Annotated in this window: 11 protein-coding genes; 6 read left to right on the plus strand and 5 right to left on the minus strand. The window is 61.6% G+C overall.

The features are described 5' to 3' along the window. Positions 1-100: 100 nt before the first annotated feature. The 3 genes from GL284_RS17645 to GL284_RS17655 form a co-directional block, all read right to left on the minus strand. Entirely contained in the window at positions 101-3,358 is a 3,258-nt protein-coding gene (locus GL284_RS17645; RefSeq protein WP_155045913.1) for a sacsin N-terminal ATP-binding-like domain-containing protein, read from the minus strand. A 94-nt stretch (positions 3,359-3,452) separates the two neighbouring features. Next, positions 3,453-6,725 (minus strand): TM0106 family RecB-like putative nuclease, encoded by a 3,273-nt coding sequence (locus GL284_RS17650; protein WP_131390073.1) that lies wholly within the window; start codon positions 6,723-6,725, stop codon positions 3,453-3,455. 157 nt (positions 6,726-6,882) lie between these two features. Next, positions 6,883-7,152, minus strand: coding sequence for a hypothetical protein (locus tag GL284_RS17655; protein ID WP_131390075.1), 270 nt, complete (start codon positions 7,150-7,152; stop codon positions 6,883-6,885). Between the two features lie 139 nt (positions 7,153-7,291). On the opposite strand from GL284_RS17655, the gene GL284_RS17660 reads away from it, so the two are divergent. Next, positions 7,292-8,266, plus strand: a complete 975-nt coding sequence (locus tag GL284_RS17660) for a helix-turn-helix transcriptional regulator (RefSeq protein ID WP_131390077.1) — start codon at positions 7,292-7,294, stop codon at positions 8,264-8,266. Between the two features lie 24 nt (positions 8,267-8,290). Continuing rightward, positions 8,291-8,956: a HEPN domain-containing protein gene (locus GL284_RS17665; RefSeq protein ID WP_165496740.1), complete on the plus strand. Its 666-nt coding sequence runs from the start codon at positions 8,291-8,293 to the stop codon at positions 8,954-8,956. A gap of 82 nt (positions 8,957-9,038) precedes the next feature. Here the strand turns inward: GL284_RS17665 and GL284_RS17670 are convergent, their stop codons facing one another. Beyond that, positions 9,039-9,620 carry a rhomboid family intramembrane serine protease gene (locus tag GL284_RS17670; protein ID WP_131390079.1) on the minus strand — a complete coding sequence of 194 codons (582 nt, stop codon included), beginning with the start codon at positions 9,618-9,620 and terminating at the stop codon, positions 9,039-9,041. A gap of 281 nt (positions 9,621-9,901) precedes the next feature. On the opposite strand from GL284_RS17670, the gene GL284_RS17675 reads away from it, so the two are divergent. After that, positions 9,902-10,348 carry a bifunctional (p)ppGpp synthetase/guanosine-3',5'-bis(diphosphate) 3'-pyrophosphohydrolase gene (locus GL284_RS17675; RefSeq protein ID WP_131390081.1) on the plus strand — a complete coding sequence of 149 codons (447 nt, stop codon included), beginning with the start codon at positions 9,902-9,904 and terminating at the stop codon, positions 10,346-10,348. 19 nt (positions 10,349-10,367) lie between these two features. Here GL284_RS17675 and GL284_RS17680 read toward each other — a convergent pair whose 3' ends face one another. Next, positions 10,368-11,579 carry a helix-turn-helix domain-containing protein gene (locus GL284_RS17680; RefSeq protein WP_230383161.1) on the minus strand — a complete coding sequence of 404 codons (1,212 nt, stop codon included), beginning with the start codon at positions 11,577-11,579 and terminating at the stop codon, positions 10,368-10,370. Between the two features lie 262 nt (positions 11,580-11,841). Here GL284_RS17680 and GL284_RS17685 point away from each other — a divergent pair, with 262 nt between their 5' ends. The 3 genes from GL284_RS17685 to GL284_RS17695 all read left to right on the plus strand — a co-directional run bounded on the left by GL284_RS17685 (position 11,842) and on the right by GL284_RS17695 (position 15,084). Beyond that, positions 11,842-12,726, plus strand: a complete 885-nt coding sequence (locus GL284_RS17685; protein WP_140849166.1) for a recombinase family protein — start codon at positions 11,842-11,844, stop codon at positions 12,724-12,726. Between the two features lie 293 nt (positions 12,727-13,019). After that, a complete protein-coding gene (gene repA, locus GL284_RS17690; RefSeq protein WP_181180961.1) occupies positions 13,020-14,165 on the plus strand; it encodes a plasmid partitioning protein RepA in 1,146 nt (381 codons plus the stop codon). Further along, positions 14,155-15,084: a ParB/RepB/Spo0J family partition protein gene (locus GL284_RS17695; RefSeq protein WP_155045914.1), complete on the plus strand. Its 930-nt coding sequence runs from the start codon at positions 14,155-14,157 to the stop codon at positions 15,082-15,084. Before repA ends, GL284_RS17695 begins: the two co-directional genes overlap by 11 nt. Positions 15,085-15,093 lie beyond the last annotated feature (9 nt).

Below are 15,093 nucleotides of genomic sequence, written 5' to 3' on the forward strand. Positions count from 1 at the left end.
AAGGTCTCGCAACCCGAAACTTGTCCGAAGATCGACGGTGACCGCCAGCGTCACCAACGGCCGCGCGCTGCGCTACGCCGAAGGCTCCGCGCGCGGCCTCCTACACCATGTGTTGGGACACTGCCTTGAGATCCAAGCTATGTTGGAAGGGCTCAAGATCATCGAGGATCGTCTCATCGCCGATCTTGATCTCCATCTCTGCCCGCTTTGCTATGTTCAACCTGACCGAGCGTAGGCGCCGCAGTGGACCTTGATCTGGGGACACATGGTTGCGCATCGCCAAGATAAATGGGCGAGCTTCTTCAAACCGAGTGGTCATGGCGGTCGCAAGTTCTCCGGTCTCGGCTTCGATAGAACACAGACGAATGCTCATGACGTCTTTGCGCAGCGCCGGTATCGCAAAGCGTGCGGCCACCTGCGTCGCGTTTCGCCGGGACGGCAGGTCCACGAGCTTCAGGTGACTCCTTACCGCTTTCGGCAGATCATCGCGGTGGGCGTAGACTGTGTCTTTCCGTGCCGCCCACTCTCGCCCGGTCTTCGCAATAATTGGCACCATGCCTTCGAGCATGTACCGCTCCCGATCCGCTCCACCGAGGTCCGGATCGAAATGCTCTCGCTCGAGAACCTGAATCAAAAAACGGCTACAGACTTCCAACGGAATGTCTCGGGCCGGAAGATCCAGAAGCAGCCGGTAAACTTGAGACTCCCCTAAATCACCGAGGTTGCGCACGACGCCAGCGCGCTCCAAGCCACGCCGCCACAGCCGGACATTCAGTCCGTACTTCTCCAAGTCTGCATGTGAAGGTGCCTCAGGCTCACGAAAAAGCGAAGCAAGCGCTCCGGGTTCAATCATCGCATCCTGTGGCGCATACACGTGCCCATCAGCACAGCGCAACCAAGCACTTCGTTTGACGATCTCGCGGAATACCTCGGGCAAGACACCGTCGTATGGTCGAAAGCTTGCGTTTGCATTTGTGCGCCCCTGCAGGGAAACACTAAACGGCTCAGCGGGGTTCAACGGATCCATGCGGTCATCGAGCGCAAGCCAGGCCAAGACTGCCAAACTTGGAGCGGCCGCAAGAATGTCGCCCAATGCCTCGACGGTGTCATATTCTGCTTTGAGTGAGTGCTCCCAAAATAGAGCGCTTCGAGTTAGCTTTTGGGATCTACCGCCGTCTGAAACGACGAAGGTCTCGGGAAGAGCCTGCTTCACGTGCTCTCGCCACTCTGCAGGTAGCGACTCTGTCTTTTTGCGAGGCCATTTGTTGATGCCCAACCATAGAAGGAATTCCTCGACGCTCTGCGCATCGGAAGGGAGACCGTTAACGGCTGGTTCATCGATCAGCAGTTCGGGATGCGCGGCGTAGAGTTCGGAATTGATTTTTCCTGAGATCCCGTAGGCAGCAGAAAGATGGACTGTTGTGACATCATGCCAGTTTCCGTCCTTACATAGGACAGAAATGATCCCGCTCGGCCTTTGGCGCTTTTGGTCGTGGAGCGCAAAGAGGTGGCCGAGGAACTCAGCCTGCAGGCGATCAGGTTCTGCATGCCCGCCCTTCAGCAACTCACTAAGCCTGACCCGCAGGGCGTTGATCACACTGTCCACACTAAATTCAGTGACCCGGAAACCCTTAAGTGAGGCTATCTTTTCACGAAGCGTGGAACCTTTTGCATGTTCCAAAAGCTGCTCCCACAAGTCGGGACTGATGAAGCGCGCAGTCGACCAGCGGGGTAGACTGTGGCGTTGATCAGTCCGACTTGGTGGAGGAAAGGGTGTCGCAGTCTTGGGCATCGGCCTGAGATTGGCATCCAGCAACAGTCTCCTGTCGTGATGCAATAACGGTAGGGTCGATGCGACACCGACGATGGCGAGCGCCCGCTCTGACACACTGAGATCCGCCAGTCGCAGTCGCTCGGTCAACTCCGACGGGTCTATTTCAGGGACTTCTAGCCGACTGCGCAGCACTGTTTCCGCGTTGGTCGATTCGACGGCGGCAAGCTCGCCGAAGAACCGCTGCGGGAGGAAGTTTGCGTAACCGACAGGTCCGATCTTGCTTTGCACCGCCGTCCGCCAAGTTCCATCAAGACTGCGGATCAGAGGTAACTGCTTTGCACGGCGCCAGGTGGCTTGGGCCAATGACTTCAACTGCTGCGGGAAGGCGCCATGCTCTACTAGCCATTCGAGTGGATCACCCGAGATTCGTTCGCCCTCTCGCAACTCATCGAGCGTCTCCGCGAAGAAGGTGCCGAGCTCGCTCAGAACAGCTGCGTTCAGATCGGATGCGTCCTCAAGCATTTTGCGGTTCGAGGCAAGTTCCAGGGTCGCGTGAAAAAGGCCCGCGAACGGCATCGGCAAGGAGGTAGGAAAAAAGCTGTGCAAGACACCCGCGCCACAGGGCTGATCAACGCGTAGGGCAATCGCGAGCTCGTAGTCACGATCAGCCTCGCCTATGACAACCGAGCCTTTCCGCCGCCGTAGGATCCAACTTTGGATTTCCGTGTCGGCTCCATGGACGAGATTGATTGTCACATCTCCGTCGACCTCCTCGCTGGGGGCGATCGACCAATTGCGGACGGGCTCTTCAGGAAGCTGAATTCGGATTTCCCGTATGGTCGGAACGAAGAGGAGGAATGCCGGCTCGAATTCACGCGCTTGGTCGATCGCCTTTTCCGCCGCGCCTCCGTCTCGGAATGGTACCGCCACCACAGTATCGTAACCCGCGCTACGTAAGGCTCGGACATGGTGAAGCATGGCCGCCGTGTCGGGATCCAAATTATCTTCGAGGTCTGTTCCGATTGCAGGAAAGACGAGGAGAGGTGGGCGCTCCGATTTGGCACGTGACAGCTTTGCAGCCAAATTTGGGCTCTGACGCGCCAAATCAGAAACCTGTGCCGCAGCGTGACGCTGCGAAAAGCCCAGCTCCAACGCTCCGCTGCTTATCAGTGGGGTATCCGTCCAGTTTAGGATAGCTCGAAAACCAAGGCCCTTGGCGCCGATCATCCGTGCTGTCCGGATCGGTTTGTCGCTAGTGTGGGCGGTCATCAGCGATGTGACGCCCCCCGAGCGGAAGGGTTGGCCGGTATTCGCGACATAGAGGCAATTGGATGCAACCTCTATTAGAACCCTGCCGGGGCGGTCCACCTCGGCGGCAGCATCTGCCGCATTCTGGACCAATTCGAGGAGTTCACGTCCAGCATAGTCGGCGGTTGTTTGTCGTTCCGCACGAGAATGTCCAAGCAGGAAATCCGGTTTTGCAAGATACGCCTTTCGCGTGCCGGAAAGTTCCCGAGCAATGAAATCCGACCACGCCTCGGGACTACGAGGATCTTCGTGGTGTTCGGGCGGATCCTCTAACATTGACCGTATCTCCGTTTCGCCGACATCCGCTGATAGTACTCCTTTCGGACAGATCGAACCCGATCCTGTCCTCCCAGTGCCCGAAGTCTCTGGATTACGGCGACCGGATATTCAAAGCACAAATCATATTCACCAACCGCATCTGCTCGACAGTCTCGCATTTCGCTTCCCGCAGACGCGGTGCGCCGAAAACCAGCGCCAGCCCCTTGGCGCGGGACACCGCGACATTGATGCGGTTGAGCGAGAACAGGAACTCCATTCCGCGCGAGGTTTCCTCGGCTGATGAGGCGGTCATCGAGACAAGGCAGACCGGGGCTTCCTGTCCCTGGAACTTGTCCACCGTGCCCACACGGATGGCACCGGGTAACGCATCGCGCAGGGCGTTGACCTGTGCGTTATAGGGGGCGACAACGATGATGTCGCCGACCCTCATCGGGCGGGTGGTTCCGTCCTTCTCTGTCCACGTTCCCCTCATCAGATCAGCTACGGCCGCGCGGATCGCTTCAACCTCTTCGGCCGCGATCTGCGCGTTGCCCTCGTGCGGGACCGGCACCCAGAAGGCCCCCGCCTCGGGGAAGCGCGTGCCACGGACGGCCTGGTGCACGGTGTCAGGGTGGCTGGTCAAACGCCCCTCATAGACCTGATCCGAGATGAACCGGCAGACCTCCGGGTGCATCCGGCGCGACACGGGCAGGAAGATGCCGCGGTCCGGCGGCACGGTCGCATGTTCGCCCAGCATCCAGTCGAGGCACGACAGGTTCGCAGGCTCCGGATGCGCCCCCTGGATCACCTGCGGCAACTGGCGCGGGTCACCGACCAACACGATGTTGCGCGCCGCCCGGCCCATGGCAACCATGTTGGCCAACCCGACCTGCCCTGCCTCGTCCACAAAAAGCCAATCGAAGGCCTGCACGTTTTCGTCGCGAGAGAAGAACCAGGCCGTCGCGCCGACAACATGTTGCCCACCTGCCGCCTCGTCATTGCTTGTGGTGCGGCGCACCGGGCAATCTTCGGGGTAGCCGTCATCGTCGCCGCCGGTCTTGTGAACCAGATCCAGCGTTATCGGCAAATCCTCATCCTCGAGCGCACTCAGGCAACCCATCAGGACGTTGCGGATCGCTTCGTGGCTGTTCGAGGTCACGCCGACCCTTGCGCCTTTCCGCACCAGCGACAGGATCGCCCTTGCGGTGACATAGGTCTTGCCGGTACCGGGCGGTCCCTGAATGGGCAGCAAGGTTTCATCCATCGCACCCACAGCCACGATCGTGCCGGAAACGGGGTCGGCCACAGGCTTCAGCGGACCGGTTTTCAGACGGGGTGCTGCGCGCGACAGCAGGTCATCGACCGCCCGATAGGCACGCGGACCGCATTGGTCGGCGATGACGTTACGCAAGGCGCCAGGGATGGGTTTGGGATCAAGCGGCCAGTCGGGGTGCAGGTTCACCCGGTCTCCCAGAAGATGATCCTTGCCCGGCCCGGCCTTAACCGTGACCTGCCGCCTTCTGCGATCCATGTCGGTGATACTGACCGAGATCGGCGGACCATCGAACACCGGCACCGTCGCCCCCTTGCCGGGGCGAAGCTTCGTTTCTTGCAAGGGGAAGTGATAGCTGCGGGCAAAGGACCGCTTGACCGGTTCGACCGGGCCAATCGCTTCCAGCCCCGCGAGCGCGTCCAGATCGTCGATCAGGTCGTCCTCCTCCTTGGACGCGGAGTCGAACACCGCCCATTGCGCGGGCTTGGCCTCGCGCTTGTGAAAGAGGCCGAGGTTGAACAGCAGAGCCTGCCGGTCATCGGGCAGACCCGATGCAGCAAGTGCTTTGCGCAAGGCCTGCGCGTCGGCATCTTCCTCGGCCTCTTTCGGCCCGGCATCAGGGGCCAGGGTCGGCCACGGCCCCGCAGGCCGGATGCCCACCAGCCAGTCGCGCAATTCCTCGGTCGAGAGGCAGTCGATCCGATTGTAATCCTCGATCTCGTCAAGGATCTGTTGCTCGCCCGTCTCGCGCCAGCGTTCGTAGGCAACGACCGACCCACCCGCCGTCTTGACCTCGCCCTCGCGCACGCGGCCGTAGAAAGCCTCCATCGACTTGATGGAATAGTTGCGTTCCGACCCGATCAAGCCACCACGCACCACGGCGAACAGATCGACGAAGCGGCGTTCGCGCAGCAGGCGGTCAAGGAAAGCCTCGCCGATCCCGTATTTCGTGGTCAGGCGGCGCAGCGCGGTGATCTCATAGGCCGCGTAATGATAGATGCGCGCTTTGGGGAAGGCCTCCAGCCGGGCGCGGAAGAAAGCGAAAAGCGCCTCCAGCGCCGTGGCCTCGGCCGCGTGGTCATGCGCCCAGAAGGCGCGGAACTGCCCGTCGAACCAAATGCCATGCAGATATTCGAGGCCGCCCTCGTAATGCGGATCGCCTTCAATGTCGTAGAACAGATCGCCCGGCTGCGGTTCCGGCAGCAGGTCAAAGCCCTTGCCGGGCTCAGGCGCGCGCAACTCGAAGGACGGGGCGCTGGTCTTGCGCGCGTGCTGCAACCGGGCCTGCGTCACCAGACGCGCGCGGGTGCCGTCGGCCAAGCCCCGCACCGGGCGATTTAGGTCCGCAAGGTCCGCCATCGTGGTGATCCCGGCCGCCTCCAGCTTCTTGACCTGCCCGCGGCTGATATTGGCCACGTTGAATAGACTATCCTCGGCCTGCCAGACGCTTTCGCAGTGATCGGCCCAGCGACAAAGGCCGCAATCTGCACAGGGCACGGGGCGCGTGGGCGGCGGATCTGCGACGAAGGCCTCCAGCCGCGCCCGCGCCGCCCGGGCGTAATGGGCATAGTCCACCAGCCGCAGGGTCGCGCGTGCGCCGGTGCCCAGTTCGACATGGGCAAACTCCGGCGCGGCACCCTGCACCTCAGTCAGCAGGTCAGAATAAAGGACAAGCTGCAGCACATGCTTCGGATGCGGCCTGCGTTTCAGCTTGGTGTCGGCCACCTCATAGCTGAACGGCCCAAGTGCTGAAGGCTTATCGACCCGCAGCAGGAAATCCGACCAGCCGCCCCAGGTGCCGGACAGGAAGGCCCCCTGAAAAATGACCTCGGCACCCTGCGCAAGCGCTTCCCGGGTCGCCTGCGCATCGGAGGCCAGATCGCCGCGGGGAATCTCCAGCACAGCTTTTCCAGCGGACTTCAGCTTCGCCAGATGCGCCGCTTCATGCGCGTCGCCCTGTTTCTGCAACAAGGCGGCGTCCTCGGTATCTTCGCCCGGCTCTGGCCCCTCGCCGCGCAGCCGCATCAGATCGAGCGTGGTTGCATGGGCACAGCCCATGAACCGCATCAGGTCGGTCGCCGAGAAAAGGATGTTGCCGCCGAGGTTTCTCATGGTCGCCCTGAAATCGTAAATGAGCGCAACCCGAAGCGGAATCGTCTCGTCAGGTCACAGGTTCTTCAATAATCTCCTTGGGTGTCAATTCCTGTCGGGCTCGGGGCGCCAATAAATCGGCGTGCCGCCCGCTGAACCTTGCGCAGGTTCAAGCCAACTACACATCACCCTCTCGCACGATCCGGAGGCTCTTCGGCGCGATCAGCGAGGGCGGCTTGCCTTTTGCGCCCATGCGCAGCGAAAAGCCACGACTGACAAGCGAGGCGGCCTCGTCCAGCGTCCAGACATAGGTCGCGTTTTCGGCGTGGTGCTTGTGTTTGCCATGCGCCGGATCGGCAAGCTGATAGCCCTTAGACGTAACGACAGGCTCCTCGACGATGCCGCCCCGCGATGAAACCCGTTCGATCCTGATGACACGACCAGCCATTGTTCTTCCTCTTAATGCTTTGGTGCGCCTGCCGGGCCAAGGAACTGGTGATGGAAATCACTCGGGAATCGGCTCGACAGGTCGCACCAACCTTCCTAGCCTGCCGGGGTGACAATCTCTGACACGCTTGCGAGGCAGCATGTCGTTTTCGAAGGCCCAAGATCTGATCCGACTTGCCCAGATTGCCGCTGCACGGCGCGGCGGCGTCAGTCTGGAGGATATCTGCGAGGAATTCGGCGTCTCGCACCGCACCGCGCAGCGAATGACCGATGCGCTTGAGGAGACCTTCGGCAATGTCGAAGCTGCCGATGGAGAGGACCGCAAAAGACGCTGGCGGCTTATCAATCCCGGCTTGTCGCAGTTGCAGCTGCGGCACGAAACCGCTGTCGAAGCGCTGGACATCGCGGCTCGGACGGCTGAGTCCGAGGGACGGCTGCGCCACGCCAAGGCATTGAACGACCTGCGCGATGGGCTGCTTGCACGAGTGCCAGCCCGCGCACGGATCGAGGCGGATGCCGAAGCCGTTCTGATGGCGATGGGCCAGGTCACCCGGCCGGGGCCGAAGGTCAGCCTTCAACCCACAATCCTTGACGCGATCATCGAAGCCCTGCGTGGTCCCTTCCGTCTGCGCGTGCGCTACAATCAGGACGCTGCTTCCCGCATCCTGGAGCCGCACGGCGTCCTTTTGGGCCATCGGACCTATCTTGCTGCTCGCGATCCGACCAAGAAGGACGAGGTGCGCAACTTCCGCATCGACCTCATCCACGAGGCCGAGACGCTCAACGAAAGCTTTGCCCTGCAGGAAGGGTTCACCATCGCCGAATACGCCGCGCAGGCCTTTGGCGTCTGGCAGGATCCGGCGCAATACGGCGAGGTGGTCTGGCGCTTTGCTCCGGAGGCCGCCGACCGCGCCGCGGGCTTCCGCTTCCATCCGCAGCAGGTGCTGGAACCGCAGACAGATGGCAGTCTGATTGTGCGGTTCCACGCGGCGGGCTGGCTCGAGATGGCCTGGCATCTCTACCAATGGGGCGACAAAGTCGAGGTAATGGCACCGCAGGCGCTGCGCGACATGGTCGAAGGACATCGCCGCTCAGACTTTGCCGCCATGCCGTGACCCGAATTTGAGAGGATGTATTTGATGCCTGACACACTGAATTTCGCCATCCTCAAGGAAAAACAGCGTGCCATTCGGGCTGGTTTCCCTGAGACCATGGGCCTGCGCGTTCATCGCGCCATCAGCTGGATTGGTCGGGCCGAGGCCTGCGACGGGGACGACGACGCCCGTTTCATCTTCCTCTGGATCGCCTTCAACGCCGCTTATGCAGACGAACGGGAGTTCCAATCCATTCCGCAGGGCGAACGTGCGGCCTTCCTCGACTACTTCGGACGGCTGACCGCATTGGACAGCGAACGCCGCATCTACAAGGCTGTCTGGCAACGCTTCTCTGGGCCGGTGCGACTGCTTCTCGAAAACCGCTATGTCTTCAATCCGTTCTGGCAGCACCATAACGGGATCGACGGATTCGCGGATTGGGAGGATCGGTTCAAGGCATCGGCCAGATCCTTTGCGCAAGCGTTTCAGGCTGGTGACAGCGCGCGGGTCCTGAGCTTCGTGTTCGACCGCCTTTATGTACTGCGCAATCAGTTGGTCCATGGCGGGGCGACCTGGAACAGCGGGGTCAACCGAGCCCAGGTGCGCGACGGGGCTGCGATCCTTGCATTCCTAGTTCCGGTGTTCGTTGACCTGATGATGGAGAACCCTGCAGTTGACTGGGGCCGCCCTTTCTATCCGGTCGTTGCATGAGAAACCGATCTACCAGAACCGCAACCAGAGGTCCTCTCGTAGTTTCCACATAGCCTGGGCCGGAAACGTCTGGTGGCGTGCTTCAATCCATGTCGACGCGGCCAAGGCGCGGGGCATGGACATGCGTTCCAACAAGGAGTGCGGCGGCCGCGCCCGCGATGGCGCCGAAGAGATGCGCCTCCCAGGAAACGCCAGGTTGACCCGGCAGAACGCCCCAGAGGATGGATCCATACAGGACACCGACCACAAGTGCCGACCCCAGCGTGATCAGCGAGCGATCCACGAAGCCACGCGCCACGAGAAAGCCGAACCAGCCGAAGACCAGCCCTGACGCACCAATGTGGATTGCCGAGCTTCCGAACAGCCAGACGAGACCGCCACCAAGGCCGACTACGATGGCATTCACCGGCAGCAAGGCCCGCGTGGTCGTTGCGACCAGCAGCCCACCCATCACCAACAGCGGCGGTGTGTTGGCCATCAGATGCGCGAGGCTTCCGTGCAGAAGGGGCATCGCGATGATGCCATCCAATCCGCCGAGATATCGGGGGACCAGGCCAAAGGTTGGGTTCATGCCGTAGCCGGTGATCCAGTTGACAACCTGGATCACCCAGAGCATTGCGACAAAGGCGACAAGCGTCGCGGCGCGTCGCAAGAAAGCGTTCATGTGGCTAGGGTTCGTCATGTCGGCGACAGTAGACGGCCCCGCGGGCCCTTCAATTACTTTTGCGCGCTGGACAGGATGCCGTCTCGGGAACGAAGTGCGAGCGGCCAACCTATTTGCGGATAAAGCCATGAGAATGGCGGCACATGTGAGTACCAGACATTGTTGCCCAGACCCCTTTCGGATGTTTGGATGAAGCATCACTGGGACGACCGACCCGATACTATACTTCGCGCAAACTGGTACGTGCCGCGGTCCGCACCCTCAAGCACAAGGAGAAGCCATTGAACCTTCAACGCGCCATCGAAATCGCTGCGGAAGCCCATCGGGAACAAACCGACAAGGCCGGCGCGCCGTATCTGCTACATCCGCTCCGGGTGATGATGTCACTCGAGACCGACGACGAACGGATCGTTGGCGTCCTGCATGATGTGGTCGAAGACGGCCCCGGCTGGACATTCGAGCGTCTTGAGGAAGAAGGCTTCTCGCCGACGGTGCTCGACGCCTTGCACCTTGTCACGAAGCGGCCCGAGGATGAAGGCGACAGCGAGGCCGTCTATGTGGCTTTCGTCCGACGCACCAAAGGCAACAAGATCGCGCGTCGGGTCAAGACGGCCGACATCCTCGACAATCTGAACGCTTCGCGACTGTCGACGCTGACCGAAAAGGACATGCGCCGCATGAACCGCTATCTGGCTGCTCTGCGTGATCTGCGGGACGCGGAAGCCTAACAGGCCCCGTATCCGGGTCTCACGGCCGTGCGGCCACCACTTCGAAGAGATCGTCGGCCGACAGCCCATCATTCCGAACAGGGATCGACCTTGCCTCTGTCGCGCGTGTCTCGACGATCCGCCACATGCGATAGCGCCCCTGCCCCGTGACTTCCCGGATCAGGCCCCGCACCTCCATCCAGTCGATGTTGCGCTGAACCGTCGCCCGATGCGCGCCTGTCAGTTTCTCCGCCATCTGTACTGAGACCAGCGGCCAGCTTGTGAATAGGTCTCGCAGCATCGGTGGAGTCTTGCCCGAGAGCGGCGCCATCGTTCGCTCCGCCGCTGCCGCCCAAGCCTCGATTTCCTCCAGCTTGCGCAGGGCTGCGAAGGTCGCGCTCTCCATCGCGTTCAGCCAGCGCGCCAATCGGGCGGACGGGTCCCCGATCGCGCGGAAGCCCCCTCCCCCGCCCATGGCGATCGGTGCGAAGATTGCGCCTGGAGCGCTCTCCGACGGCGCAAGATCGGCGATCGCGACACGCGCAGCCGTCACCGCGGCCTCCAGCGGGTCATCGACTGGCGAAAGCTCCGCGACATGCCAGAGGTGGAACCCCATGCAGGCCCGAGTCACCGCATGCAGGTCTTCGGCCTGATCCATGATGGCGAGCCATCCGGCGACCCGGTCCTCGAAGGCTTCGCGCTCTGCCATCTCGACCACGCGCGAGGGAGCCTTGGCCTCTTCGAAACGCTCCCCTTGCCCCGGGCGGTCGCGCCGATCGAGGAAGGTTGCGAGGTCGCGAACACCCGACCGAAGCGTCAGTGGCGCGGGTCCGCCGGTCAGTCGGCGCACGGTCCAACCGATCCGGTACAAGGCCTGTGCATCATCCGTAGCGGTCGAGACCCGTAGCCCCATGTAGAGCGACAACCGGTCGAGCCCGATCCGGTCCTGCGTGAGCCAGCTCAGGTCCGCGGCCTCAATCAGCGCAAGCCGCTGCCGCCAGCCTGCCGGACCCCGGCGCAGGCGTTCATCGAGGATCCCGAGGCGGGCCGCGACGCGGGCGAGCTGGGCCGCCTGCCCGGCCTCGGCCGCACGCCAAGCATCGACGACTTCGGATTCCTTCGCCTCAGGCGCAGGTCCGGGAGGCAGGTAATCCGGTTCGTCCTCGATCGGCCCGGGCAGGAACCAGAGATCAGCGTCATCCCGGTCCTCAGACGCCTCCATATCGTCAAGAGGCACCCCGTCGTCGTCCATGTATATCGGGCGTAATCGGTTCATGCACGCATTATACGGCCATTATGCGCGCTTGGCGATGGAGTTTGAGGAACTGCGTTTTCCTCTACTATAGAGGCGCGCGAGGATCGTGTCTTCTCGAGAGCGATGGAGCGCCTCTCGTGGGCTTCAACCCATAGATACAAGGCATCCCGCGCTCAGCGCGACGAGAGAAACACCTCTTGCGTGCGTTTATAAACGGTCGTTTATTAGTAGTATATGAAATTGCAAACGGCCTGTTTTGATGCCCCTGATCGGCTATGCGCGCGTCTCGACCGAGGATCAGACCCCCCTGCCCCAGTCGCAGGCCCTGAAATCCGCGGGCTGCGCAGAGATCCATGAAGAGCAAGCATCGGGAGGGAACCGCGCGCGGCCTGTGCTGGCCCGCGTGCTCGAGCGGATTAGCAAGGGCGACACGCTGGTTGTCGTGCGCATCGACCGTCTGGCGCGGTCGCTGTCGCACCTCCTCGAGGTGATCGAACGGCTGGAAGCCAGAGGCGCCTTCTTCCGATCGCTCATGGACCCAATCGACACGTCCTCGCCGCAGGGCAAGTTCACCCTGCAGGTTCTGGGTGCTGCGGCCGAGTTCGAGCGGGCCCTGATCCGCGAACGCACCAAAGCCGGGCTAGCCAGCGCAAAGACTAAAGGCCGGGTTGGCGGCAATCCGGGCCTGCGCGCGCGGGATCCGGCGGCGCTGCGCAAGGTGAGGCTGGCCCGGCAGGACGGCTACATGGAGCGGCTGAATGAGACGGCGCAGGACTGGGTTCCCCATGTCCGTCGCCTGCGCCCCAACTTGGCCTGGGAAGACGTGGTGCGCATCGTCAACGGCCCCCTGCCCCGCGAGCGCCAATGGACGCAAAGCCGGCTTTTGCGCGCCGTTAGCGCCTACGTCCGCGACGGCTTTCTGCCCGAGAGTGTGCTCGCCCGCGCCGACCGCCGCGAGACCGACGACCGCCTGCCCGCCATCGTCGCCGCCATCAAGGGCGCGGACCCCGACATCACGCTTCAGGCGATCTGCTCCCGGCTGGAGGCGATGCGCGAGCGCACGCCCCGCGGGCGGACAAGCTGGCAGCCGTCATCCGTGAAGATGCTGCTAGAGCGTGCCGAGAGGCTGGGGCTGCTAGAGTGAAGTCGCGGGAATCGGTCGCACGATTCTGAAGATCTGCGTTACGTAGGCGTCGACAATACATGTTGTGGCCACGACATCGCGGGCTACGAACTGTTGAAGTGCTCTACGAACAAGATTGCCCAAGACGCTGATACTTCAAGGTTTTTTCTCGTCAGAAATTCGCCGTCTCAACGCCCCTAGGCCGCTCAACGGTTTGGACTGGATTTACTCACCAAAACTGTTAAGGTCTACAAAACAATAAAGACTTGAGGGCAGTGATGAGCGGGATACGGGCCTCCCAAAGATTCGATGTAATGTCCAAGCGGCTCGGTAGCCGGTTGCGTGAACATGCGCAGGAGACGTTCCCACCGGATGCCCAGAAGGGTCTCCGTCGCTTCGCGATGCGGGAAGCAGCCGATCTGCTTCGGATCAACCAGAACACCTTCCGCCATCATGTGTCAAATCTCGAAGGTTTTCCGGAAGGCCTGCTCGAGGGTGGCAACCGCCGCAGCTTCTCTGCCGAGGACATGGTCGAAGCCCAACGCGTCCTTCTTGAGACGGGTAGGATCAAGCCCGATGAGCACCCTCACAGAAGAGCCGGCGAACCGTGCCAGGTCGTGACGATCTTCAACCTGAAGGGCGGCAGCGCGAAAACATCGACCGTTGCTCATGTTGGTCAGCTTCTGGGCCTGCGCGGCTATCGGGTCCTGCTTATCGACCTCGACAGCCAGGCAAGTCTGACAAACCTGTTCGGGGTTACCCCTGAACTCGATCCGGACATGCCGACCTCCTACGATCTGATCCGATCCGAGGGGCCCCTGCCCGCCTCAGATATCATTCGAAAAACGAACTTCCCGACAGTGGATCTGATTCCGGCATCCATGGACATCATGGAGTACGAGTTTGAGGTCGCTTTGAGCTTCAGACACGGTGCCACCACGTTCCACAGTCGGATCCGTGAAGCGCTTGAGCCTGTCTTGAACCGATATGATGTGGTGATCTTCGACACGCCGCCGCAGCTGAACTTCTCGGTGATCTCCGCCCTCTTTGCTTCCACTGGGGTCCTGATCCCGCTCAACGCATCCATGCTTGACGTCATGTCTCTGGCAAGCTTTCTCGGCATGGCGAGCAACCTGATGGGCGTCGTCGAGGCGCATGCTCCCGAGCACGGCCTGAACTTCGTGCGGGTGCTGATCACCCGCTACGAGAACACCGACGGTCCACAGGTCCAGATCTCGTCTCTGCTTCGGACGGTCCTTGGCGATGCGGTCCTCCCTGCCGAGTTCCTGAAGTCGACAGCGGTAGGTGATGCCGCAAACACCCAGCAGAGCATCTTTGAGGTCGAACCTCGCGACGTGAACCGCAGAACCTACGAGCGTGCGATCGAGTCCGTTTCGCGCGTGACCGACGAAGTCGAACGCGAAATCCTCAAGGCGTGGGGGCGTAGCCATGGCGCGTAAGGTCTTCGGGGACTCACTCAAGAACGCGATGGGCAATACCGCAACGCCGGACGAAGGTGCGGATCTCGATCTGAAGCGCACGAGCCCGACAGTCGCTCGTGCGCAGGCATCTGTGCTCGAAGAAGACAAACACGCCACGCGCCTGATTGACCCGAGCACCGTGCGGATGTCCGCGGTCATGGACCGTATCGATCCGAGCGATGGCCTCGAGGAACTTGTCTCCTCAATCCGGGAACATGGGCAAAAGGTTCCCATTCTTGTCCGCCGAACCCAGGACGGAGCACTTGAGATCGTCTATGGGCGCCGCCGTCTTCTCGCCTGTCGTGAGCTTGGTCAGAAGGTGCGTGCGACGGTCATGGAGATGACCGAAGAGGAAGCTCTGATCGCTCAAGGCGTGGAAAACAATGCCCGCCAAGACCCCTCGTTTATCGAGAGGGCCCTGTTCGTCGCTGGGATCATTCGGGAACTTGGTAAAACTGACGAGACACGCAAGAACGCACAGACCATCGCCTATCGGGCACTTCAGATCGACGAGTCGCTCGTCTCGCGGATGAACCGTATCGCAACCGGCATTCCGATGGAGCTGATCCAAGCTATCGGACCTGCACACGGCGTTGGTCGGCGAGTCTGGGAGAAGCTTTTCAGGCTGTGCGAGAAGGACGTCGCGAGAGCCAGAGAAGTTGCCCGTGAAATCCCCCGCAACTTGCCAGGCCCAGACCGACTTGACGCAGCGGTTACGCTGCTTACGGCCACCAAGGTAACTACACCCAAGGTTGAGCAAGGTGAGCGCGTGAAGATCGGCCGCAAAGGCAATCGCATCACCATCGATGTGGACCCTGACCTTGCCCCGCGCGTTGAAGACGCCATCCGGAAGCTGATCAGCGAGCTTCTTGACCGCGGTCAAGATGGCCCAGAGTGACGACCCCGT

The sequence above is a fragment of the Paracoccus shanxieyensis genome, assembly GCF_009711265.1.
Classification (GTDB): domain Bacteria; phylum Pseudomonadota; class Alphaproteobacteria; order Rhodobacterales; family Rhodobacteraceae; genus Paracoccus; species Paracoccus shanxieyensis.

Coding starts and splice junctions, on each gene's coding strand:
- GL284_RS17670 (WP_131390079.1), bottom strand. CDS start 9,620: ATGAACGCTTTCTTGCGACGCGCCGCGACGCTTGTCGCCTTTGTCGCA.
- GL284_RS17680 (WP_230383161.1), bottom strand. CDS start 11,579: ATGGACGACGACGGGGTGCCTCTTGACGATATGGAGGCGTCTGAGGAC.
- GL284_RS17655 (WP_131390075.1), bottom strand. CDS start 7,152: ATGGCTGGTCGTGTCATCAGGATCGAACGGGTTTCATCGCGGGGCGGC.
- GL284_RS17665 (WP_165496740.1), top strand. CDS start 8,291: ATGCCTGACACACTGAATTTCGCCATCCTCAAGGAAAAACAGCGTGCC.
- GL284_RS17660 (WP_131390077.1), top strand. CDS start 7,292: ATGTCGTTTTCGAAGGCCCAAGATCTGATCCGACTTGCCCAGATTGCC.
- GL284_RS17695 (WP_155045914.1), top strand. CDS start 14,155: ATGGCGCGTAAGGTCTTCGGGGACTCACTCAAGAACGCGATGGGCAAT.
- GL284_RS17645 (WP_155045913.1), bottom strand. CDS start 3,358: ATGTTAGAGGATCCGCCCGAACACCACGAAGATCCTCGTAGTCCCGAG.
- GL284_RS17685 (WP_140849166.1), top strand. CDS start 11,842: ATGCCCCTGATCGGCTATGCGCGCGTCTCGACCGAGGATCAGACCCCC.
- GL284_RS17650 (WP_131390073.1), bottom strand. CDS start 6,725: ATGAGAAACCTCGGCGGCAACATCCTTTTCTCGGCGACCGACCTGATG.
- repA (WP_181180961.1), top strand. CDS start 13,020: ATGTCCAAGCGGCTCGGTAGCCGGTTGCGTGAACATGCGCAGGAGACG.